Raw genomic sequence first — 16,253 nt, forward strand, 5'->3', positions numbered from 1 at the left:
CGGCTCAGGCGGCTTCCGTCTGCGTGGCGCCGCCGGCCGGGTCTCCATGCGGCCTGTCGCGCCGGCTCGCGAGATCGGTGGCCTCGGCCGGTGCCAGGCGCGGCACGTGGCGCGGCAGGCGGCCCAGCAACGCCGGATACCAGCGCAGGATGTGGAAGACGAAGAAGCTGCGCACCAGCCGCCAGCCGCTCCATTCGCTGGCGAGGTCGGCCGCCTCCACCTGCTTGCAGCTGTGCTGCATCAGCCGGTCCATGCGCTCCCACAGCAGGTTGTTGAAGGCCGTGTCGCGCACCACCACGTTGGCCTCGAGGTTGAGCGACAGGCTCAGCGGATCGAGGTTGCTCGAGCCCACGGTGCTCCACCGGTCGTCCATGAGCGCGACCTTGCCGTGCAGCGGACGCTCGCAGTACTCGTAGATGCGCACGCCCGCGTGCAGCAGGTGGTGATACAGCATGCTCGCGGCGGTCTTCACGATCGGCATGTCGGGCTCGCCCTGCAGGATGAGCCGCACGTCCACGCCGCGTCGCGCGGCGCGCCTCAGCTCCTTGATGAGCCGGTAGCCCGGAAAGAAATACGCGTTGGCGATCACGATGCGCTCGCGCGCGGCACGGATCGCGGCGCGGTACTGCTGCTCTATGTCGTTGGTGTGGCGCCGGTTGTCGCGCGTGACGAACATGGCATCGGCCGTGCCGGCGGGTTGTGCCTTTTCATCGGCCTGCGGCGCCTGCCGCAGCCTGCGCCGGAACCAGCCCGCGCCCTTGCCGCCCAGGCCCCCCATTGCGATGGATCGCAGCACGAACTGGTGGATCTCGCCGACGATCGGCCCGGCAAGCTCAACCGCGTAGTCCTGCTTGGCCATGGGCCCGAAGTCGAGCACGTGGTCCGCCGAATAGTTGATGCCGCCGACGAAGGCACGCTCGCCGTCGATCACCACGATCTTGCGGTGCATGCGGCGAAAAACGTTGAGCCGCTGCCCCATGAAGCGGCGGCCCGGGTCGAACACCCGCACCTTCACGCCGGCCGAGGTCAGGCCCTCGATGAATTCGCGCGAGAGGTCGGGCGAGCCGAAGCCGTCGACCATCAGGTCGACCTTCACGCCGCGCCGCGCCGCTTCGCACATGGCGGCATGGAGCTGCAGGCCGACCTTGTCCTCGAACAGGATGAAGGTCTCGACGATCGCCTCGCGCCGCGCCTGCCGGATGGCGTCGAACACGCGCGGGAAGAACTCCTCGCCGTTTTCCAGCAGTCCGATGCGGTTGCCGCCGATCCAGTGGTTGTCGCGGTTCATGCGGTGCCCGCTCACAGGTCGATGTCCGCCACCAGCGGGGCATGGTCCGACAGGTGCGACCACGGCCGGCGCGGCAGCACCACCGGCGCGTGCGCACCGGCGTTGCGCACGTAGATGCGGTCCAGCGACAGCACCGGGAAGCGCGCCGGAAAAGTCCTGGCCGCGCGGCCGGTGGCGTGCACGAACACCTCGCGCAACGAGGCGCCTTTTTCCAGGATGTCGTGCGCGCGGCCGCGCCAGTCGTTGAAGTCGCCCGCCACGATCAGCGGCGCATCGGAGGGCACCTCGTCGCGCACGATGTGGCACAGCAGCTCCAGCTGCTGCTGCCGGTGCCCCTCGGCCAGCCCGAGGTGGGTGCAGATCACATGCACGTCGACGACGCGGCCCGGCAGCCGCAGCACGCAGTGCAGCAGGCCGCGCTTCTCGGGGCCGCTCACCGACACGTCGTGGTTGCGGAAATGCACGATCGGGAACTTCGAGAGCACCGCGTTGCCGTGGTGGCCTTTCGGGTACACCGCGTTGCGCCCGTAGGCGAACTGCGGCCACATCGTGTCAGCCAGGAATTCGTAGTGCGGCGCCTCGGGCCAGTTGTTCACCCTGCGCGAATGGCGCGAGTGCGTGCCCAGCACCTCCTGCAGGAACACCACGTCGGCCCCCACCGTGCGCACGGCATCGCGCAGCTCGGGAAGGATGAACCTGCGGTTGAGCGCGGTGAAACCCTTGTGGGTGTTCACCGTCATGACCTTGAGCGAGGCCGGCACGAGCGGCGTCGCCGGCTCGGCGTCGGGAATGATGGGCGAGGAAGACATCGTCATGCGGGTTGTACGTTGCCGCGCCCGTCCTGACTGTAGGAACGCGCCACCTTCTCGCGCCTATCCAACGCCACTTTCACGCCCGGGCGGCCGGCTCCTACAGGCAGGCCTGCCGCGACCCCACACGGGCGGAATTGCGGAGCTCCTACGGTGAATCCGACAGACAAGGAGCACACCCATGAAACAAGCCGCTTTCCACGCCACCGTTCTCGCCGCGCTGCTGGGCGCAGCAGGCATCGCCAGCGCGCAGACCACCTCCATTCCAGCCCAGCCCGATCCGTCGGTGGGCGGCGAGGCCAGCACCATGACGCCGGCCGGCGTCGCCAATCCGCCGCAGCGCCCCGACAACTCGATGCCGCTGTCGCGCGAGTCGGTGAAGGCCGAGGCCCGCGCGCAGAACCGCAACAACGCCAACAGCATGGTGCCCAAGGGCGAGGCGACCACCACCGTCAACCACCAGCCCAACGCCATGCCGCAGCCGACCGGCGAGATGTCGCGCGCCGAGGTCAGCCAGACCGGGCGCAAGGTGAAGCCCCAGTTCGGCCAGAAGGGCGAACGCCCCGACGTGGTGACCAACCCGACGGACAGGACGGGCACGCCGAAGTAGCGACGAGCCCCAAAGAAAAAAGCCCGCAGCGCGAAAGCGTTGCGGGCTTTGTCGTCGATGGCGCCGTCGCCGGCGCATCGATGGCGGAGATCAGCTCTTGGCGGGTGCCGGCGCGCCGCGCTGGCCGTCATGGCCGCGGTGACCGTCGTGGCCACGCGGGCCGCCGAAGTGCGCGGTCTCGGCATCGAAGGTCTTCTGCTGCTCGGGCGAGAGCGTGGCATAGAAGGTCTTCGTGGCATCGGCGCGCTTGGCGAACATCGCGCTGCGCTCGGCCTGGCGAGCCTGCATGCGTTCCAGGCGCTCCGGCGTGGTCAGCTTGGCGAACTCGGCGCGGTCCATGTGCGGACGCGGACCGGCGGGCGGCTGCGTCGCCGTGGTGAAGGTGCTCCATGCGCCTTCCTGCGCCGAGGTGAGCTTGAGCTTGTCCTTCAGGGCGGCGAGGCGCTTGGCACGGTGCTCCTGCATGCGCTCCATGCGCTTGGCGGGATCCATGCGCTTGTGCTGCGCCTTGGGAGCGGCGGCAGCGCCGTCGGCCTGGGCCACCGCGGCGGTGGGCGCGGCTGCGGAGGGAGCGGCTGCCGGCGCTTGAGCGAAGGCGCCCGAAGAGGCGAGGGCGGCCGAACCGAGCAGGCTGGCCCAGACGATGCGTTGGCGAAGAGAAATCATGAGAAGTGCTTCCTTTCGAAGAAGCCCGCCGCCGATGGGCAGCAGGTGAGACGAAGTGTGGAAGAGGTCTGTATCGCGTCGGTTAGCCCGGCGTGAGCTTGCGTAAAGAATGATGAACTGCGGGCCTTGGGAACGGGCCTTCGCGTGACTTATTCACCATTGCAGCCCTGGCCTGCGCCGTTCCCTCAGCCCAGCTTGCCGTTCTGGAAGTCGTGCACCGCCTGCCGGACCTGCTCGGGCGTGTTCATCACGAAGGGGCCGTACTGCGCGATCGGCTCGTGCAGCGGCTTGCCGGCGATGAGCAGCGCGCGCGCCGGGCTGTGGTTGGTCGCGCCGGCGCGCAGCACCACGCCGTCGCTGCCCGCGTCGTTGGCCAGGATCGCCATGCGCCGCGTCGGGATCTCGCTGCCCGCGATCCACAGCGATTCGCGGAACACGTAGACCAGCGCGTTGTGGTCGTCCGGCAGGGGCTGCGCGAATTCCGCACCCGGCGGCAGTTCGATGTCCAGGTAGAGCGGCTCGGTGTGGGCACGCCGCACGGCGCCCTCGATGCCGTGGCTCGCGCCCGCGATCACGCGCACACGCGCGCCGCCGGTGGTGGTGAACTCGGGAATCTCCTCGCTCTGGATGTCGCGATACCAGGGCTCGCGCATCTTGTCCTTTGCGGGCAGGTTGAGCCAAAGCTGAAAGCCTTCCATCAGGCCTTCTTCCTGCTCGGGCAGCTCGCTGTGCACGAGGCCGCGGCCGGCGGTCATCCACTGCACGCCGCCGTTTTCGAGCAGCCCCTCGTGGCCCGCGCTGTCGCGGTGGCGCATGCGGCCCGCGATCATGTACGTGACGGTCTCGAAGCCGCGGTGCGGATGGTTGGGAAAGCCGCCGATGTAGTCGCCCGGGTTGTCGCTGCCGAAGGCGTCGAGCATGAGGTAGGGATCGAGCCGCTTCTGCAGGGGCTGCTGCAGCACGCGGGTGAGCTTCACGCCGTCGCCGTCGCTGGTGGAAACACCGGCCACGATGTGGTCGATGCCGCGCGGCGTGGCGACGGGATCGGTGGGGTGGTTGGCGTGGTGGTTGGCGTTCGTCATGCGTCCATGGTGGCACTAACGCGCTCGCCGCGCCACCTGCGCGCTGTCAGCCGGCAGCCCGAGATATCCAGGCAGATTTCAGCGTCAGGGCCACTGCTGGCGCTGCCAGTAGCTGTATTTCCACCGCGTCTCGAAGCCGGCCCGGCGGTAGAGCGCAAGCGCCGCGTGGTTGCTGGCATCGACCTGCAGGAACACCCGCTCGAAGCCGCGTTCCGCCGCCGCCTGCGCCAGCCCGGCGAGCACGCGCCCCGCCAGCCCCCGGCCGCGCTGCGCCTGATCGGTGCGCATGCCGTGCACGCTGGCCCAACCGTGGCCGAAGGCCATCGCGCCTGCCGCCACGGTGCGGCCGCCTTCGCGAACGCTGGCATAGAGCGTGCCCTTGGCGCGCGAGAGCATCCGCACGCGATGGGCGCCATCCACCGGGTCGAAGCCTTCGCCGAGGAACAGCGCCGACCAGGCGGCATCGGGCGCGCGGTCGACGTCTGCCAGCGCGCCGCCTTGGGCGACCACCTCCCGCATGCGCCGCACCGAAGTCACCTGCACGCAGGTCGGGCTGTCGCCGATGTAGTGCCGTCGCTCGAGTTCGGTGCGCAGCCCGTCGAAGCAGGCCGCATCGGCCAGCCGCAGAGCGGGTGCCGCCTGCCGGCTGTCGTAGCGGTCCTCGATGCGGTCCAGCGTGGCTTGATCGACCGAGCTGCGGTGCAGCGGCACGGCCGACTTGGCACGCTTCACGGTGCCTCCGGCGAAGGGCAGCAGCCAGCCGTCGAGTTCCTCGGTCAGGTCGGGCGACACCGCCGCGATGGTGGCGCGCTCGATGGCCTCGATGTCGGGAACGGTCAGGGCAACAGTTTTCATCATTGCGAGACGGCCTCCGGCGCCGTGAATTTCGCCGCCGCCACTCCCTTGAGCAGCACTTCCCGCTGGTTGCGGCTGATTCCGCGGATGCCCTCGGCAATCCACTTGATGCGGTCTGCGTCGATCTGGCCGTCGCGGCGCCATTGTTCGAGCACGGCCTGCGGCTTGTGCAGCATGGCGGCGAGCCACACGGCCTGCGCCGGCTCCAGCGTGCGCGCGCTGCGCTTGAAGTAGCGCCGCGCCGCGGCCTCGGCGCCGCAGAGGTTGCCGCCCCAGGGTGCGTTGTCCAGGTACAGCTGCAGGATGCGGGCCTTGCCCAGCGTCTGCTCCATCTCGACCGCGTAGAGCAGTTCGCGCAGCTTGCGCTCGGCGGTGCGGTCGCTGCCCGTCACGAGCAGCTTGGCCAGCTGCTGCGTGAGCGTGCTGCCGCCGCGGCGTGCCTGGCCGGGCTTCTGGTTGTTGTCGATCGAGGCGAGGATTTCCGTCAGGTCGTAGCCGCCGTGGGTGAAGAAGCGCTGGTCTTCGGCGGCAATGACGGCGCGCGCCAGCCAGCTGTCGTTGGCCAGCTTCGCCGACGGGCCGCAGCTGGTGCGCGCGTTGAGCATGGCCTCGGTGCCCAGCCCCTCGACGGTGAACTGGCTGATGGCCGGCTGCACCGCGAAGGTGGCCTCGGGCAGCACGAGCTGGCCGCGCAGCGCCAGCGTGCCGCCGATGCGCGCGCGCGGCAGTTCGGGCAGGGCCGGCACCAGCACCGCGTACCAGCGCGCGATGGGCGCGTCCTGCACGCTGGCGTTCAGGTGGATGTTCTTCGGCGTGAGCCTGCCGTCCCAGTTGCCCTGCAGCTTCGTGGCGTCGGTGCCCTGCGGCGTGGCCTCGAAGGTGCCGTTGAGCGTGTTGCCGTCGCGCTTCGCGGTGGCGACAAGGCGCTCGACGCGGATCGGCTGGGTGCCGAGCGCCGGCACCTCGGCGCTGCAGGGCGCGCATTGCATCTCCAGCAGTTCGCCGGCCGGCTTCCAGGCGAAGCGCACGGTGCCGAAGCGGGTATCGAGCGAGCGCCCGTCGAGGTAGGGCGCGAACCACGTCGAGGTGGCGACGCGCACCGCCGTCGGCACGCCGATCTCGAAGTTCAGCGGTCCCGCCTTCCCCGTGGTGCTCCACTCGCCCGCGGTCGGCGCGAGCGCCAGCTTGACTATCAAAAAGATAGCCACGCAGGCCGTAATGACCAGGGCCAGCAGCCCGAAAAACACGAATCGCAGGGTCTTCTTCACAGGCACGTTTCTCAGATCGGTCTCGCCAGGGTGACAGCTTGCCACGGCCCATGCGATTGGCCGCTGGCCGCTGCCCAGTACCAGCTTGAAGTGTCTGTGAAAGCCGTGCCCTGGGCATCGACGATGCGCTCGCAGACGCGGATTTTTTGCGCTCCGTGCCGTTGAGCAACAAAACAGCGCCACATGCGCTCCTGTGCGTCGCGTTCCAGCCGCGCCTGCTCGATGCGATAACCCAGCGCGCGATAGCAGTCCGTCGCCGGATGCAGCATGCGCGTTGGCTGGCTCACCTCGCGCATCACCAGGGTCTGGGTGCCGTCGGTCATGCGGCCGATGGCGCCGGGAAAGCGGTCGGCGAAGCGCTGCTCGACGTCGCTCAGGGCCAGCGGGCGCAGCGCGACGCCGTCCCATTGGCTGGGCCACTCGTGCGACGCCACGGCGGGTGGCATCGCTTCAGCCGGCACGCGCAGGGCGGCAGTGGCCGACCACAGCATGCACAGCAGCATCGCCAGTGCGAAAGCCGTCTTGTGGCCGATGCGATTGATGAAATGGTTCGCAAACCAGCGCTCAAAGAACGGTGTCGACATGGCGGCCTCCCTGGGTGGTGATCAGGCCCGGAATGGGCAATTCGGCGGGTTCGGGCGCGGGACGGGCCGGCACCATCAGCCGGGCGATGGCACCGCACACCACGGCCAGCACCAGCAGGCCCAGCGCGTTGTGCGCCCAGGACGCGAGCGGGTGGCCGGCGCCTTCGAAGGCGATCAGCACGCTGTTGCGCACGATGTTCCCGGCCAGCACGAAGAGCCCGACCAGCGGCAGCCGCTGCATGAAGGTCCGGCCGCTGCGGGAAGCCCAAAGCGCGACCGCGCAGGCCGTGAAGTAGCCGAGCCACACCATCTGCACGCCCGAGCAGGGCGCATCGACGATCACCAGCCTGCCGTCGACGACCAGGCTCGCGCCTTCGCGCGCCACGTCGGAGCCCGGCGCCAGCAGCCAGCGGCTGACCTCGGCCGTCACCACGCGCAACGGATAGCCGGCATAGAACTGCAGCGACGAGAGCAGCGGCAGCGCGAGCACCGCGAGACCAGCTACCGGCAGTGCCGCGACGCGGCGCGGCAGGAAAGCCAGCAGCCCGCACGCCAGCGACAGCACCGCCACCAGCCCGGCCGCGAGCGGCGGCAGCGCGGGCAAGAAACCGAGCCCCGTGCGCAGCAGCGTCGCGAGCACGGTGCCCGCGCCGGCCAGCGCGAGCCAGCCCAGGCGGGGCGATGCGCGCAGCTCGCGCCGGCGGCTCCAGGCCAACGCGGCGAGGGCGACCAGCGCCAGCAGGCCCAGCGGATCGTCGGAGCCGTCGCGCATGCGCTGGGCCATCCAGACCCAGGTGGGCATCAGCGCGACGAACTGCAGCCCGATCCAGCCGGCGGCAGGCGTGCGGTCGATGTGGATGCCCCAGTCCACGATGCGCGGATGACGGTGGGCGAGCATTGCCAATGACATTCTTCTTCTCTCTGTATTTATGGATCAGGCGGTGAAGCGGCGCGCGTCGTTGCGGCGCGCGCGGCGGCGCAGCATGGCGAGCATCGACAGCACGACGGCGATGGCACCCAGCGATTCGGGCTCCGGCGTGCTCGGCACCTCGGCGCCGAGCGCCAGCTCGCTCACGCCTTGCGGCAGGGGCAGCGGCTGGTTCACGCCCACGCTGTCCTGCGGCGCCACGTTGCGCACCACCTTGTCGACGGCGATGAAGCTCGTGTACTGGGTGAGCAGGCTGTACTTCAGGCCCAGCTCGGTGATGCGTTCCTTGAAGGCCGTGCCGCCTTCCAGCGTTTCCTGGTCGCTCAGGCTCTGGATGCGGTGGCGGGCCCACAGCGTGCGCAGCGCGGCCGTGTCCTGGCGGGTGCGGTCGTCGATGCGCACTTCCTGGCGATAGGGGCCGCTCGCGCTCTGGCCTTCGATGATCACGCGGCCCTTGGCTTCACCGCGCCACTTGCCGAACACGATCACCGGGCGCTCGCCGAGCACGTCGGGCAGCGCCTGCGGCTCCACGTCGTAAACGTCGAGGCCGCCGAAGGTGGCCTTCACGTTCGTGAGCACCGGCGACTCGACCATGCGGCGGAAGCGCGCGGCTTGTTCGGGCGCCTGGATCGGGTCGGTAATGATGAAGGGCTCGCCCATGCCGGCGCGCGCGATGCCCTCCATCAGGCTGCGATTGACCGACGAACCGATGCCGAAGGCGAACACGTTGGCCTTCGAGAGGTTGTTGCGCACCAGTTCGAAGGCCTCGCGCTCGACCGTCACGTAGCCGTCGGTCACGACCACCACCGTGCGCGACACGTTCTCTTCCTTCGGCTCGGCGTACACGCGCTTGAGCGCCGGGATGAGCTCGGTGCTTCCGCTGCCGCTGTAGTTCTTGATGGTGGAGAGCGCCTGCTCGATGTTGGCGCGCGTGGCCGGCACCGACTTCGGCGACAGCATCTTGTTGCTGCCCGAGAACAGCAGCACGTTGAAGGTGTCGCTCGGGCGCAGGCCGCCGATCAGGCGTTCGAGCACCGTCTTCGCGGTGTCGAGCGGAAAGCCGTGCATCGAGCCCGAGATGTCGACCACGAAGATGTAGTCGCGCGGAGAGATCGCGCTGGCGGCCACGGCCTTGGGCGGCTCGACCATCGCGAGGAAGAAGTTCTCCGCGTTGTTGCCCTGGCCCTTGTAGAGCATCAGGCCCGATTCGATCTTCTCGCCCGCGAGACGGTAGTCGAGCACGAAGTCGCGGTTGTCGGCGGGGCGGCCGTCGGCGGTGAGCACGATGTCGGCGTGCTGGTCCTCGTCGCTCTTCTTCACGTCGATGGCGTGCGTGGCGGAGCGGATCTCCTTGATGCCCATCGGCGTGTCGATGCTGGCCTTGAGCCTGAAGCTGGTGCCGGCGTCCGCGCCTGCACGCAACGTAGGCTGGGCAACCCACTTGGCCTGCGCGTTCTCCGATTGCGACGAGTTGTAGCGCGGCCCGACCACGGTCGGGAACACGAACTCGTAGTTGCCCGACTGCGGCACCAGCAGCTCGGTGTAGCGCAGCTCCACCTTCACGTCATCGCCCGGCAGGATGTTGGCGACGTTCATCTGGAACACGTTGGGCAGGTGCTGCTCGAGCAGCGCGGCGGTCTTGCCTTCCTTCTTGGCGGTGTCGTACTCGATCTGCGCCTGCTGCTTCTCGCGGATCTGCGCGGTGATGAGCCGGTCAGCCAGGCGCACGTTAAGGCCGCTCACCGCCGCCTTGGTCGAACCGGGGAACACGTACTTTGCTTCGATGGCGCGCTGGCCTTCGTTGCGGTAGGTCTGCACGACCGTCACGTCGGCGATCACGCCCGAGATCTTCACCGAGACCTCGGTGCCCTTCAGGGGCAGGCGGTCGACCGAAGGGTCGTCGCTCTTCACGAAGAAGTAGGGGCTTTCGGTCTTCAGGCGCGGCCCGGCGGGCGCTTCCTGCGCGTGCGCCGGGCGCACGCCCATGGCGATGAAGCCCGCGGTCGCCAGGCTCACGGTGGCGAGCCAGAGCCAGCGGCCGGGGCGTGGGGTGGTTTGGGCATCCATGGCGGGGTCCTTGTCCGTGCGAACTTGCACGGCCGCAACTTTCGTCACCGCGCGAGAAGGCAGTTGGAAGGCGTCTTGAAGTCGCCTGTGGCCCGCGCCCGCTGTGTGAAGTCTGTGTGAAGCGAGGCGGCGCAGGCGCTTCACACGGCCTTCTGGCGCCGCAACGAGCATCGCGGCTTCGCTACAGACGAGGAGAGAAAAAATGCTTCAGCTGCTCAAGGCGCTCCAGAGTTCCATGCTGGCCAAGGTTGCCGGCCTGTTCTTCCTGCTGCTGCTCCTGTGCATTCCACTGGGGGAGATCGATTCGATCAACCGCGCCCGCGGCGAAAGCCAGCGCGAGGCAGCCTCCGAACTCGCCGCCACCTATGCAGGCCGCCAGACGATGGTCGGCCCGCTGCTGCTGGTGCCCTACGTGGAGAAGTGGATGGAACCGCTGCGCAACGCGCAGGGCAAGGTGATCGGCCAGGAGCCGCGCAGCAAGGAGATGGCCCACGTGGTGTTCCCCGACAAGCTGCACGTCGAAGGCTCGATGGCGCCGCAGGAGCGCTACCGCGGCATCTTCAGGATTCCCTTCTACACGCTCGACGCCACGCTCACCGGCGGCTTCGCGGCCTTCGACCCCAAGGCCGTTTCGCACAGCGAAGCCGATTCGAAAATCGAATTCAAGGCTCCGCTCATCGCCTTCAACGTGAGCGACCTGCGCGGCCTCGACGGCTCGCCCACGATCGCGATGGACGGCGAGGCACTGCGCTTCAAGCAGCGCGTGCCGGGCCTGGCGGACGACGCCTCTTTCGCCAACGGAATCCACGCACCCGTCACGGGCGCGGCGCTCGCAGCCTGGCAGGCCGGCAAGCCGGTTCCCTTCGAGATGAAGCTGGGCCTGGTCGGGCAGGACACGCTCGCCATCGCACCCATCGCGGAGGAAACGACTGCGCATCTGCGTTCGCCGTGGGCGCATCCCAGCTTCGGCGGCCGCTTTCTCGCGGCCGAACGCAGCGTGACGCCGCAGGGTTTCGACGCGCACTGGCGCGTGTCGTCTCTCGTGACCTCGGCACGCGAACAGGTGCGCGCCGGCCTCTCGGGCCGTGGCGGCCCGGCCGACGTGGCCGGCAGCGCCGAAGCGGCAACCGTCGCTCCTGCAACGCACCGCAACATGGGCCCGCTGCAGACCTTCGACGTATCGCTGGCCCAGCCTATCAACGTCTATTCGATGAGCACCCGCGCCGGCAAGTACGGAGCGCTGTTCATCGGACTGGTGCTGATGGCCGCGTTCATGTTCGAGCTGTTCCGCAAGCTGCGCCTGCATCCGATCCAGTACGGACTGGTCGGCCTGTCGATCGCGCTCTTCTTCCTGCTGCTGCTCGCGTTGTCGGAGAAGTTCGCCTTCTGGATGGCCTACACGGGTGCCGCCTCGGCGAGCGTCGCGCTGCTGGCCGTGTACTTCAGCGCGGTGCTTGGCGGCTGGCGGCGCGGCCTTTCGTTCGGCGCCTTCGTGGCGTTGCTGTATGGGGCGCTCTATGGCTTGCTGGCTTCGGAAAGCAATGCGCTGCTGCTCGGTGCGCTGCTGATCTTCGGCATGCTGGCCACGCTGATGCTCGTCACGCGCAAGGTCGATTGGTACGCGCTCTCGCGGCGCACCGAAACGACGCCGGTCACGGCACCGGAAGCTCAGGCAGCATGAGGCTGTTGCGGGTCATCGCGAGTGCATCGGGCTGGCTGGCCCTGGCCACGCTGTGGTTCTGGGCCTGGCACCTGAAGGACCCGCACCTGCTCTTCATGCGTGCATGGGAGGTGCCGCTGCTGCTGGCAATGCTGGTGGCCGCCGTCATGGTCGCGTGGCGGCTTGCACGCGGCAGGCTACGCCCCGTGGCGCTGGGACTTGCGTTCGCGGCCCTGCTCACGACGCTGTGCAACGAGGCTGCCTCGCACTGGCACCGCGCGGAGGTGAATTCGTCGGAAGGCCCGCTCGCACAGGCGCTGGGCGCGCACTTCATCGTCGGCTACGACGACGCGGGAAACCTGCGCGAACTGGCCAGGAAAGGACTGATCGGCGGAATCTTCGTAACCGGTCGCAATGTCAGGGGCCGCACGGCCGACGAACTCCGCGACGAAATCGCGGGCCTGCAGGCATTGCGCCGCTCCGCCGGCCTGCCGCCGCTGATCGTCGCGACCGACCAGGAAGGCGGCGCGGTCTCGCGCCTGTCTCCCCTGGTCGAACGCCAGCCCACGCTCGCCTCGCTGCTCGATGCCGACCTGCCCGACGACGAGCTCGCGCAACGCGCCCGCGCCTACGGCGCACAGCAGGGCAGGGCGCTCGCCGCCCTGGGCATCACGCTCAATTTCAGCCCGGTGGTCGACCTGCGCACCGGCCGCGCGCCGGGCCGCTGGGACCTGCACACCCGCATCGACGAACGGGCCATCTCGACCGACCCGGCGGTCACCGCGCAGGTGGCGCTCGCTTACGAGCTGGGCCTCGAATCGGCGGGCGTGCGCGGCACGCTCAAGCACTTTCCCGGCCTTGCCGGCGTGACCGAGGACACCCACCATTTCGCCGCCGAACTGCGCACGCCGGTCGCCCGGCTCGCCGCGCACGACTGGAAGCCGTTTCAAGACGTGTCGAAACATTCGGATGCCGCGATCATGCTGGGCCATGTCATCCTCGCGGAACTCGATGCCGGATATCCGGTCTCTTTCTCGCGCAAAATCGTGCAGCGGGTGATTCGAGGCGAATGGGGCTACCAGGGCCTGCTCGTCACCGACGATCTCACGATGGGCGCGGCCTACAACCGCGGTCTTTGCGACGCCACCGTCCACGCCCTGAATGCCGGCGTGGATCTTTTGCTGATCGCCTTCGACCACGACAAGTATTTCGATGCCATGCACTGCGCACAGCAGGCTGCGCGGCAAGGCACGCTCGACTTCCGGATGCTGGAACGCGGCAACGCGCGGCGGCTCCAATCCTTTCGCTAGCCAACAGGCATTTCCGATGTTCAAACGCTCAAACTCCAAACCTTCCGGCGACGGCGCGGCGCCGAATGGTCCCCGCCTCCCGTGGAAGCGCATCGCCGGCTGGGGCGCCATCGCCGTCGGCTCCGGCGCGCTGGTGGTGCTGGTCGCGGCCATCGTCGCGGTGGTCACCATCTATCCGAAACTGCCCGACGTCTCGGCGCTTTCCGACTACCGGCCCAAGCTGCCGCTGCGCGTGTATTCGACCGAGGGCCAGCTGATCGGCGAGTTCGGCGAAGAGCGCCGCAACCTCACGCCCTTCGCCAACATTCCGAAGGTCATGAAGGACGCAGTGCTTGCCGTGGAAGACGCGCGCTTCTACGACCACGGCGGGGTCGACTACAAAGGCTTCCTGCGGGCGGCGGTCGCCAGCCTGAAGGGCGGCCGCAAGCAGGGCGCATCGACCATCACGATGCAGGTCGCGCGCAACGTGTACCTGACCTCCGAACGGACGGTGAGCCGCAAGACCTACGAGATCCTGCTGGCGATGCGGCTCGAGCAGCAGCTCACCAAGGACCAGATCCTCGAGATCTACCTGAACCAGATCTTCCTCGGCAACCGCGCCTACGGTTTTGCCGCCGCCTCCGAGATCTACTTCGGCAAGCCGCTGCAGAACGTCACTGTCGCCGAGGCGGCGATGCTGGCCGGACTGCCGAAGGCGCCCGGCGCCAACAATCCGGTGGCCAACCCTCGACGCGCGCGTGCGCGCCAGCTCTATGTGATCGACCGCATGCAGGAAACCGGCTTCATCACAGCCGAGCAGGCGGCCGCCGCGAAGAAGGAAGAACTGCACCTGCGCGACGCCGCCGATCCGAACCGGCTGCATGCCGAATACGTGGCCGAGACGGTGCGCCAGATGATGTACGCGCAGTACGGCGACAGCATCTACACCAGCGGCATGAAGGTCTACACCTCGCTCGTGGCGGCCGACCAGGTCGCTGCCTACAAGTCGCTGCGCAGGGGCATCATGGACTACGAACGCCGCCAGCCCTATCGCGGCCCCGAGAAGTTCGTCGACCTGCCGACCGAGCAAAAGGAAGTCGACGAGGCGGTGGACGATGCACTGGCCGAGCACCCCGACAACGGCGACGTGATCGCGGCCGTGGTGCTCGACGTCAGCCCGAAGGAAATCAGCGCCGTGCGCGCGAACGGCGAAACCATCCAGATCACGGGCGACGGCCTGAAGCCCGCCCAGTCGGGCCTTGCCGCGAAGGCTCCGCCCAACATCAAGATCCGCCGTGGCGCGGTGATCCGCGTGGCGAAGACGCCGAAGAACACCTGGGAGATCACGCAGCTGCCCGAGGTGGAAGGCGCCTTCATCGGCATGGACCCGCGCAGCGGCGCCATCAAGGCGCTGGTGGGCGGATTCGACTACGGCAAGAACAAGTTCAACCACGTCACGCAGGCCTGGCGCCAGCCGGGTTCGAGCTTCAAGCCCTTCATCTACTCCGCCGCGCTCGAAAAAGGCTTCACGCCCGCCACCGTGGTGAACGACGCGCCGCTGTATTTCGACGCCAGCGCCAACGGCGGCCAGCCCTGGGAGCCGAAGAACTTCGAAGGCACCTACGAAGGCCCGATGCCACTGCGCACCGCGCTGATGAAATCGAAGAACCTCGTCACGCTGCGCGTGCTGCAGTCGATCGGCGCGCCTTATGCGCAGGACTGGGTCACGAAGTTCGGCTTCGACAAGGACAAGCACCCGGCCAACCTGCCGATGGGCCTGGGCGCCGGCTCGGTTACGCCGATGCAGATGGCGGTGGGCTACTCGGTGTTCGCCAACGGCGGCTACCGCGTCAATCCTTACCTCGTCACGCGCGTCACCGACATGAAGGACAAGGTCATCATGGAGACCGAGCCGCCGGTGCTCGACGAAAGCCGCCGCGCCATTCCGCAGCGCAACGCCTTCATCATGGATTCGCTGCTGCAGAGCGTGGTGAGAAACGGCACCGGCTTCAAGGCCTACCAGGCGCTCAAGCGCGACGACCTCTACGGCAAGACCGGCACCACCAACGACTCCTTCGACACCTGGTTCGCCGGCTTCCAGCCGACCATGGTCGGCATTGCGTGGGTCGGCTACGACACGCCGCGCCAGCTCGGCGTGCGCGGCGAGACCGGCGGCAGCCTGAGCCTGCCGATCTGGACCGGCTACATGCAGACCGCGCTGCAGGGCGTGCCCGTGACGCTGCCGGCGCAGCCCGCCGGCGTGGTGAACATGGACGGCGAGTGGTACTTCGACGACTTCACGCCGGGCCACAACGTGGCGAGCCTGGGCCTGGAGAACAGCGACGCGCTACCGCCGCCGGCCGAGGAACTCACCGGCGCACCGGTCGGTGCGCCGCCTCCACCTGAAGAGCGCAACCGGATCCTCGATTTCTTCCGGTAGCCAGGCTCTCTTCACGAAGTTGAAAAGAGAAGGCGGGTCGCGGTGCCTACACTCGGTACTGCCTCCCGCCTTCTCTTTTTTTCTTCTTCTCGCATCCATGGAAATTCTCACCCTGGTGGCACTTTTCGCCGCCGGCTTCTACATCCTCAAGTCCAGGGAACAGCGCATGCGCATCGCGGTGCTGGCCAGCCATCTCGGCCGCTACCAGATCGAGAAGCTGATGGAGAGCCTGACCTCCGGCTATATGCGCTGCCTCGGCGAGGACGACGCCGAGCGCCGCCGCCAGATCTGGCTGTTGCTCGACACCACCGAGGAAAAACTGTCCGGCCAGCTCGACAGCTTCGCTGCCGAGTTCTCGCGCATGCCCGAAGCCATCACGCGCGTGAGCAAGCTGCCGGTGGCCATCCCGCTGTTCGCGCAACTCTTTCCGGCCGCGACCTTCGACATGCGCCAGGCACTGCTCATCCATGCGCGCGGCATTGCCGGCGTGATGCGCAACGAGTCGAGCCGCACGCCCAAGTCCAAGGCATACACCATGTCCGCGGAACTGTTCCTGATGCAGCACACCTGCCACTGGTATTGCCGCTCGAAGACGGTGGCATCGGCGCGCATGATCGGGCAGCACCAGACGCAGTACCTGCAGGCGCTCGGTGCGGTGAGTCCGGAGACGCGCGAAGCCTATTGCGCGCTGATCGGTCGCTGAGGCT

Annotated in this window: 14 protein-coding genes; 5 read left to right on the forward strand and 9 right to left on the reverse strand. The window is 68.2% G+C overall.

Annotation, left to right across the window (positions count from 1 at the left end; genetic code table 11):
* Nucleotides 1–4 precede the first annotated feature (4 nt).
* Together clsB and EJO71_RS20430 are read right to left on the reverse strand one after the other, a co-directional pair.
* Nucleotides 5–1,288 carry a cardiolipin synthase ClsB gene (gene clsB, locus EJO71_RS20425; protein WP_125950209.1) on the reverse strand — a complete coding sequence of 428 codons (1,284 nt, stop codon included), beginning with the start codon at nucleotides 1,286–1,288 and terminating at the stop codon, nucleotides 5–7.
* An 11-nt stretch (nucleotides 1,289–1,299) separates the two neighbouring features.
* On the reverse strand, nucleotides 1,300–2,097 hold the full coding sequence (locus EJO71_RS20430) for an endonuclease/exonuclease/phosphatase family protein (RefSeq protein ID WP_125950567.1): 798 nt from the start codon (nucleotides 2,095–2,097) through the stop codon (nucleotides 1,300–1,302).
* A 181-nt stretch (nucleotides 2,098–2,278) separates the two neighbouring features.
* Here EJO71_RS20430 and EJO71_RS20435 point away from each other — a divergent pair, with 181 nt between their 5' ends.
* On the forward strand, nucleotides 2,279–2,707 hold the full coding sequence (locus tag EJO71_RS20435; protein WP_125950208.1) for a serine/threonine protein kinase: 429 nt from the start codon (nucleotides 2,279–2,281) through the stop codon (nucleotides 2,705–2,707).
* 90 nt (nucleotides 2,708–2,797) lie between these two features.
* Here EJO71_RS20435 and EJO71_RS20440 read toward each other — a convergent pair whose 3' ends face one another.
* The 7 genes from EJO71_RS20440 to EJO71_RS20470 all read right to left on the reverse strand — a co-directional run bounded on the left by EJO71_RS20440 (nucleotide 2,798) and on the right by EJO71_RS20470 (nucleotide 10,157).
* Nucleotides 2,798–3,373, reverse strand: coding sequence for a Spy/CpxP family protein refolding chaperone (locus tag EJO71_RS20440; RefSeq protein ID WP_125950207.1), 576 nt, complete (start codon nucleotides 3,371–3,373; stop codon nucleotides 2,798–2,800).
* A 185-nt stretch (nucleotides 3,374–3,558) separates the two neighbouring features.
* On the reverse strand, nucleotides 3,559–4,455 hold the full coding sequence (locus tag EJO71_RS20445; RefSeq protein WP_125950206.1) for a pirin family protein: 897 nt from the start codon (nucleotides 4,453–4,455) through the stop codon (nucleotides 3,559–3,561).
* 84 nt (nucleotides 4,456–4,539) lie between these two features.
* Nucleotides 4,540–5,310: a GNAT family N-acetyltransferase gene (locus tag EJO71_RS20450; RefSeq protein ID WP_125950566.1), complete on the reverse strand. Its 771-nt coding sequence runs from the start codon at nucleotides 5,308–5,310 to the stop codon at nucleotides 4,540–4,542.
* Nucleotides 5,310–6,578, reverse strand: a complete 1,269-nt coding sequence (locus tag EJO71_RS20455; protein WP_125950205.1) for a biosynthetic peptidoglycan transglycosylase — start codon at nucleotides 6,576–6,578, stop codon at nucleotides 5,310–5,312. Before EJO71_RS20455 ends, EJO71_RS20450 begins: the two co-directional genes overlap by 1 nt.
* Before the next feature lie 11 nt (nucleotides 6,579–6,589).
* Complete coding sequence (locus EJO71_RS20460) at nucleotides 6,590–7,162, reverse strand: hypothetical protein (protein ID WP_125950204.1); 573 nt, start codon at nucleotides 7,160–7,162, stop codon at nucleotides 6,590–6,592.
* Complete coding sequence (xrtQ, locus tag EJO71_RS20465) at nucleotides 7,143–8,072, reverse strand: exosortase Q (protein ID WP_125950203.1); 930 nt, start codon at nucleotides 8,070–8,072, stop codon at nucleotides 7,143–7,145. The genes EJO71_RS20460 and xrtQ overlap by 20 nt, the downstream gene beginning before the upstream one ends.
* Before the next feature lie 24 nt (nucleotides 8,073–8,096).
* Complete coding sequence (locus EJO71_RS20470) at nucleotides 8,097–10,157, reverse strand: VIT and VWA domain-containing protein (RefSeq protein WP_125950202.1); 2,061 nt, start codon at nucleotides 10,155–10,157, stop codon at nucleotides 8,097–8,099.
* 202 nt (nucleotides 10,158–10,359) lie between these two features.
* On the opposite strand from EJO71_RS20470, the gene creD reads away from it, so the two are divergent.
* The 4 genes from creD (at nucleotide 10,360) to EJO71_RS20490 (ending at nucleotide 16,249) form a co-directional block, all read left to right on the forward strand.
* Nucleotides 10,360–11,838 (forward strand): cell envelope integrity protein CreD, encoded by a 1,479-nt coding sequence (creD, locus tag EJO71_RS20475; RefSeq protein WP_125950201.1) that lies wholly within the window; start codon nucleotides 10,360–10,362, stop codon nucleotides 11,836–11,838.
* A complete protein-coding gene (locus EJO71_RS20480; protein ID WP_125950200.1) occupies nucleotides 11,835–13,127 on the forward strand; it encodes a glycoside hydrolase family 3 N-terminal domain-containing protein in 1,293 nt (430 codons plus the stop codon). The genes creD and EJO71_RS20480 overlap by 4 nt, the downstream gene beginning before the upstream one ends.
* Nucleotides 13,128–13,143: 16 nt before the next feature.
* Entirely contained in the window at nucleotides 13,144–15,546 is a 2,403-nt protein-coding gene (locus tag EJO71_RS20485; protein WP_125950199.1) for a PBP1A family penicillin-binding protein, read from the forward strand.
* Nucleotides 15,547–15,643: 97 nt separating this feature from the next.
* Nucleotides 15,644–16,249, forward strand: a complete 606-nt coding sequence (locus EJO71_RS20490) for a hypothetical protein (RefSeq protein WP_125950198.1) — start codon at nucleotides 15,644–15,646, stop codon at nucleotides 16,247–16,249.
* Nucleotides 16,250–16,253 lie beyond the last annotated feature (4 nt).

Origin of the sequence: Variovorax sp. 679, from assembly GCF_003952185.1 — a bacterium.
GTDB lineage: Bacteria > Pseudomonadota > Gammaproteobacteria > Burkholderiales > Burkholderiaceae_C > Variovorax.

Bases quoted from the DNA above. Each gene is read 5' to 3' on its own strand.
- EJO71_RS20440 (WP_125950207.1), bottom strand. From the start codon at position 3,373: ATGATTTCTCTTCGCCAACGCATCGTCTGGGCCAGCCTGCTCGGTTCG.
- EJO71_RS20435 (WP_125950208.1), top strand. From the start codon at position 2,279: ATGAAACAAGCCGCTTTCCACGCCACCGTTCTCGCCGCGCTGCTGGGC.
- EJO71_RS20450 (WP_125950566.1), bottom strand. From the start codon at position 5,310: ATGAAAACTGTTGCCCTGACCGTTCCCGACATCGAGGCCATCGAGCGC.
- EJO71_RS20485 (WP_125950199.1), top strand. From the start codon at position 13,144: ATGTTCAAACGCTCAAACTCCAAACCTTCCGGCGACGGCGCGGCGCCG.
- creD (WP_125950201.1), top strand. From the start codon at position 10,360: ATGCTTCAGCTGCTCAAGGCGCTCCAGAGTTCCATGCTGGCCAAGGTT.
- xrtQ (WP_125950203.1), bottom strand. From the start codon at position 8,072: ATGTCATTGGCAATGCTCGCCCACCGTCATCCGCGCATCGTGGACTGG.
- EJO71_RS20470 (WP_125950202.1), bottom strand. From the start codon at position 10,157: ATGGATGCCCAAACCACCCCACGCCCCGGCCGCTGGCTCTGGCTCGCC.
- EJO71_RS20480 (WP_125950200.1), top strand. From the start codon at position 11,835: ATGAGGCTGTTGCGGGTCATCGCGAGTGCATCGGGCTGGCTGGCCCTG.
- clsB (WP_125950209.1), bottom strand. From the start codon at position 1,288: ATGAACCGCGACAACCACTGGATCGGCGGCAACCGCATCGGACTGCTG.
- EJO71_RS20430 (WP_125950567.1), bottom strand. From the start codon at position 2,097: ATGTCTTCCTCGCCCATCATTCCCGACGCCGAGCCGGCGACGCCGCTC.
- EJO71_RS20460 (WP_125950204.1), bottom strand. From the start codon at position 7,162: ATGTCGACACCGTTCTTTGAGCGCTGGTTTGCGAACCATTTCATCAAT.
- EJO71_RS20490 (WP_125950198.1), top strand. From the start codon at position 15,644: ATGGAAATTCTCACCCTGGTGGCACTTTTCGCCGCCGGCTTCTACATC.
- EJO71_RS20445 (WP_125950206.1), bottom strand. From the start codon at position 4,455: ATGACGAACGCCAACCACCACGCCAACCACCCCACCGATCCCGTCGCC.